Genomic DNA, 1,621 nt, shown 5'->3' on the forward strand with positions numbered 1-1,621 from the left:
GCGGCGGCAAAGAAAGTAGGTGCCGCCCCGCACAGGGGCGAAGCTGATATGACTCCCGGTGTCAATCGGGATCGGTTTTCAGTTTTCAGTTTTCAGTTTTCAAACGCATGTCGTGTCCGAATTTCCTGAGGGCGACGTAGCCAGTAAATCTCGACGGTGGATCACGCTGATATCCGCGGGTTGGTTACCGCATTACAGAGGTCCGCCCAATGAGCCTGCCGCTATCTAATGTCGCAAGTCGGATGCAATCCGTTGCGTAGCTTCGTCGCGGGTTGCTCGTGTGCCGGGGCTGCGCCGCCTTCAGGAAACTCCTCCTCCAGTTGTCAGGGTAAGTCAGAATTACTCAGGTGTCGCGTCATGCCGTGACAACGTCGCGCGGTATGGCAAGCGACATGGCGAGCCGGCTGATGTCCCAGATGAACCCGCTGAGTTCGCGCGCGACCGCGACTACTGCGATGTTCTTCTGCTTGCCGCGCGCGACGAGCCTGCGATAACGCCGGCACAGGCGAACCTGCGCGTCCCAGGCGCGATCAACGATGGGCTTCGGAATGCCTTCGTGCCGGCGCTGGATCTCGGGACTCACGCGGGCCGGGTGCTGGTAGCTCCAGGCCGCCTCGATGAGCAGCTTTCTGGCATAGCTGTTGCCGTTCTTGGTAATGCTGCCCTGACGGCGCTTGTCGCCCGACGAGTGTTCGCTGGGCGTGACACCGAGCCAGGCCATCAGCTGGCGGGGGTGCGCGAAGCGTGACAGATCACCCAGTTCGGCGAGTATGCCCACCGCCGTGGTGAACTGCACGCCGCGCATCGTCTGCAGGGCGAGGACGACCGGATAGAAGCGCCAGTTGACGACCGCCTCGCGCAACGCGGCTTCGAGACGCGCGCATTGCGCGAGACGGTCCTCGATGGTGCGTCGAAGCTCGTCGAACGCCAGTTGCTGCCAAAGGCTGTCGAACGAAAACGCGCTCAGCCAGCGCCGGTGCGCGGGACCCCAGTCGGCGCGGCCCGTATAGCGCACCCCATGCGAGAGCAGGAAGGCCTTCACCCGTTGTCGGGCACGCTTCAGATCGTCTTTGGCGCTCACCCACGCACGTGCCAGATCGCGGAACGCTTCATCGTCCACGGTGGGCACGTACACGGCTGACAGGTCGCCGGCACGCAGCGAGCGCACGAGCTTGACTGCATCGCGTCGATCCGTCTTCACACGTTCACCCGGCTTTCTGGGAATCAGCGACGGTGCGCACACGATGCAGTCGAAGCCTTTCTGCACGAGCTGACGGTAAAGCCCATAGCCGCACGGGCCTGCCTCGTAGACGACGCGTATGCGGCGCGCCTTGGACTGCAGGCGTTTGCACAGGCGATCGATGTCGGCCTGCGTCGTACCGGTCTTGCCGAGCACTTCGACCTCGCCCGGGCCGAGCGCGTAGGCGACCGTGATCGAATCCTTGTGAACGTCCAGACCCACGTACAGCGTGCTATCGTTTTCCATTGCTGGCCTCCGCGTCGGAAATCGCTTCCGGTGTGGCCATGTCCACACCGTGCGGCTCTGGCAATGCTAACCCGCGTTTGATTCCTCACGGCAGGCCAGCCTTTGCCTCACGGGAGTCATACTGCCTAATAGACC

Annotated in this window: 1 protein-coding gene; it reads right to left on the minus strand. The window is 62.9% G+C overall.

All coding sequences use genetic code 11. The features are described 5' to 3' along the window. Window positions 1–355: 355 nt before the first annotated feature. Entirely contained in the window at window positions 356–1,486 is a 1,131-nt protein-coding gene (locus P3T40_RS44880; protein ID WP_429274086.1) for an IS110 family transposase, read from the minus strand. Window positions 1,487–1,621: the final 135 nt, after the last annotated feature.

This window comes from Paraburkholderia sp. EB58, assembly GCF_050436665.1.
GTDB lineage: Bacteria > Pseudomonadota > Gammaproteobacteria > Burkholderiales > Burkholderiaceae > Paraburkholderia.

What these genes read in the sequence shown, in the direction of transcription:
- P3T40_RS44880 (WP_429274086.1), bottom strand. Translation starts at nt 1,486, where the DNA reads ATGGAAAACGATAGCACGCTGTACGTGGGTCTGGACGTTCACAAGGAT.